2 protein-coding genes and 1 pseudogene are annotated in these 3,466 nt (G+C 74.1%); all 3 read right to left on the reverse strand.

The window, feature by feature from the left end:
* Nucleotides 1–342: 342 nt before the first annotated feature.
* Entirely contained in the window at nucleotides 343–1,899 is a 1,557-nt protein-coding gene (locus ABD323_RS40075) for an FG-GAP-like repeat-containing protein (protein ID WP_344447042.1), read from the reverse strand.
* Between the two features lie 91 nt (nucleotides 1,900–1,990).
* Nucleotides 1,991–2,530, reverse strand: coding sequence for a hypothetical protein (locus tag ABD323_RS40080; protein ID WP_344447043.1), 540 nt, complete (start codon nucleotides 2,528–2,530; stop codon nucleotides 1,991–1,993).
* A gap of 149 nt (nucleotides 2,531–2,679) precedes the next feature.
* A pseudogene (locus ABD323_RS40085) lies at nucleotides 2,680–3,466 on the reverse strand (ALF repeat-containing protein); the annotation flags it as partial.

Raw genomic sequence — 3,466 nt, forward strand, 5'->3', positions numbered from 1 at the left:
CGCCAGCAGCCGCTTCGAAGCCGGCATCAAAGCAGCCCAACGCGGCTGGCTCTGACCCCGAACAACGGTCAGCGGGCCCGCGGAAAAAGGCCCGGGTCAGGACCTCACTCGGGTACGGGGCGGCGGGGAGGCGCCTGCTCTGTCGCCGCACCCTTGGCCCGCAAGGAGCTGAGCGGGGTCCGACCGGTGGACCCGGTGCCCTGTGGAGCGATGCGGGGCAGGCGTCGCGTCGTTCCTGTTCGGTGCGATGAGGCCGGGTTCACCTGTGGGTGATCCCGGCCGCGGCGAGCGCATCCCGTCGGGTGACCGGGCGCGCTCGCGTCCCGTCCCGGCCGGTGCCGGTCAGCTGATGGACTGGATGCCGCTCCATCCGCCGGTGCCGACCGTGCTGCGGGGGCCGTCGACCGGGTTGCCCGAGGAGTCGGTGGCGCCCGCGTAGAACAGCAGGGTGCCGCTGCCCTCGTTGGTGGTGGCCCAGAGGTCGGCCACGCCGTTGCCGTCGGCGTCGGCCGCCGCGGCGAGCAGCGGGCGGCTGGTGGTGGTGTAGCTGTGTCCGTACGCGGTGCGGGTGCCGAAGCCGCCGCCGTCCTTGCCCGGGTAGAGCCACAGGTCGCCGTTGCGGGTGTCCCGGGCGAGCAGGTCGACCCGGCCGTCCCGGTTGGCGTCGCCGGGGGCGGTGATGGTCATCGGGGTCCAGCCGCCGTTGCCGATCATGACGGGTGCGGCGACGGACGGGGTGGCGCCGGTGCCCTCCGCGTAGAGCCACAGCTTGTCGTCGTGCGAGACGACGAGGTCGGGGCGTCCGTCCCCGGTGGCGTCGCCGATGCCGACGACCTGGGAGCCGGCGGGCAGGCCGGCGGCGACCTTGATCGGGGCGGCGAGCAGGCCGTTGCCGCGGTTGGGGTAGACGCGCAGTTCGCCGCCGACGATGGCGACGACGTCCTCCAGCCCGTCCCCGGTCCAGTCGCCGCGGTGGGTCACGGACGCTCCCGACCACCCGCCGGTGCCGATGAGTCGGTAGGACCCGAGACCGCCCTTGCCGTCACCGGGGTAGAGGCGCAGGTTGCCGGCGTCGTCGACCGCGACGAGGTCGGGCCTGTGGTCGCCGGTCAGGTCACCCGGTGCGACGAAGGCCGTGTCCCGGACCCAGGAGGCGAGGTCGTCGACCCGGGAGCTCAGGGCGCCCGTGCGGGTCTCGTTCTCCGCCGTTCCCAGGCAACCGCCCTGCCAGGAACGGCTGTTGACGGCGACCACCGCCACGCTGCCGTCCTTCTCCCGCAGCAGCGGGCCGCCGGCGTCCCCCTTGCAGATCACCGCCCCCTGCGAGACCGCGGCCAGCGCGAGGTCGGAGCCGGCGGCACTGTCCACCGAGAAGAGCGCGGAGTGCAGGAGGTCGGGTACCCACTCGTCCTTCGTACGGCCGAAGCCGGTGGCCCGCAGGTGCTCGCCCACGACCGGGGCCGTGGCCGCGATCCCGGCCGGGGCGACGCCGAGCACGCGTTGGGCCAGCTTGGCCATGACGACATCACGATCCGTGCGTGGGACGAGCGTCACCACGGTGGTGACGGCGCCCGCGCCGGTGGACAGGTCGGTGCGCCCCACCGTGACGGTGGCCTTGAGCGCGGGCGGGCCGGCCGTCACCACCCCGCCCGGCGTGTCCGCGAAGCAGCTCTTCGCGGTCAGCACCCACTGCGGGTCCACCAGCGTGCCCGAACACGCCCGTTGCGTGTCCCCCTCGCCGATGACCAGGTCGGCGGTGTAGGCGTAGGTGCCGTCCGCGACCGTGTCGCCGGAGAGGGCGGAGGCGTTCGGCGCGCTCAGCAACGGCGGGGTGAGAGCGGTCGACAGGACGGCGGCCGTGAGCACGGCACGGGAGACTCGGGTGGCTCGGCTGGACATGCGAATTCCTTAACTGGGCACGGAGGGAAGGGGGATGCGTGGCGGTGGGCCGGATCGGCCCACCGCACGCGGGGGAGGCGGGGGCCGGCGGCTACGCGGTGGTCCTGATCTCCATCAGCACGAAGTCACGGCCCTGGGGGTCGGTGCTCTCGCCGACTCCGGTGAAGGCGTTCTTGGCGATGTCGTAGGTCTTCGCCTCGGTGCCGGTGGTCATGTCCACCTGGGCCGACTGGTCGACGCTGCCCTTGATGCCGTAGACCCGCGGGATCTCCAGGGTCAGCCAGCCCGAGGTGCCGGTGACCCTGAAGCAGATCTTCGCGTTGCTGCGGGACCAGACCTCCAGCAGCCCCGTCCCGCCGGCACAGTCGGCGAGGAGGATGTGCCCGTCACCGCGCTTGAGGACGATGTTCCGATCCGCCAGGATCTTGTCCGCCCCCGGGTAGCCGAAGTCCTCGACGGCGTACCCCGGCGCCTCGTCGGCCACGGACGCCACCGCGCGCCCGTCGCCCGCCTGCGCCCGGGCCGGCGAACCCGCCGTCCCGACCGCCACGGCCGACCAGGCCAGCAGGGCCACCGCCGCGGTGCCCACCGACCGCCTGGCGACCCGTCGCCGCTTCGGTCGGGGGTCCACTGCCGTTCGCTCCGTCATCGCGGTCATCGCAGTCCGCACAGTCATCACAGTCCTCACCGTCGGTCCCGTTGTTCTCGTCGTGCTCGTCGTGGTCGGGCAGGGGGGAGATCGAAAGCTCCGCAGGCCGCGGCCCGTGCCGCGCTCGGGGGCTACCACGGCGTCAGGTCGTGCCAGGTGTCGCTGACGGCGTCGCCCACGGCCTTTCCGGCGCTGACGATGGTGCTGGTGGCCGGCGACAGGACGGCCGCACCGACGCGTCGGGCCTGCACGCCGACCGACAGGACGCCGCCGTCCAGTCCCCTGAACGCGTCGTCGATGGCGCCGACCGTTCCCCCGAACCTGGTCCACGGCAGACCGGTGGTGAAGACCCCGACGGCCACGCTGACCGTCGAGGTCAGGAAGTCCGCGGGGCTGAGACCGCCGGCGAATCCGTAGATGACGAGACTGCCCACGCCCGCCAGCAGGGAGCCCGCGCCGAAGGCCCCGTAGAGGGCCTCGCCGGTCGGCGGCGGGACCAGCAGGGCGAGGGCCGCGGCGTAGCCCAGGCCGGTGGACACGCTGCCGAGCGTCTTGGCGGCGTCCTGCCAGTCGCCCTTGGTGGCGCCCAGGAACGTGCCCGGGTTCTTCGCCCCGTCGTTGTCCGCGGTGTCGGCCGGGTCGATGCCGTCCCGGATGGCCTTCGCGGCCGCCTCCGCGGCCAGCCTGGCCGCCTCCACCTGCTCCTGCCGGCGCTTGGTGGCGGCGATCTGCTTCGCGTCGGACGCGGCCTTCGCCGCCTCCTTGGCGTCCTTGCCGGCCTGCAGGGCCGAGGAGGCGGCCGAGTTGGCGGAGGCCTGCGCGTCGGCGGCGGACGCGGTCGCGGCGTCCACGGCCTCGGGCGCCCCGGTCGCCGAGGAGTTGGCGCGCCCGGCGGGGGCCCCGGCGGGGGGGGGCCCC

Origin of the sequence: Kitasatospora nipponensis (assembly GCF_039528135.1) — a bacterium.
Taxonomy (GTDB): Bacteria; Actinomycetota; Actinomycetes; order Streptomycetales; family Streptomycetaceae; genus Kitasatospora; species Kitasatospora nipponensis.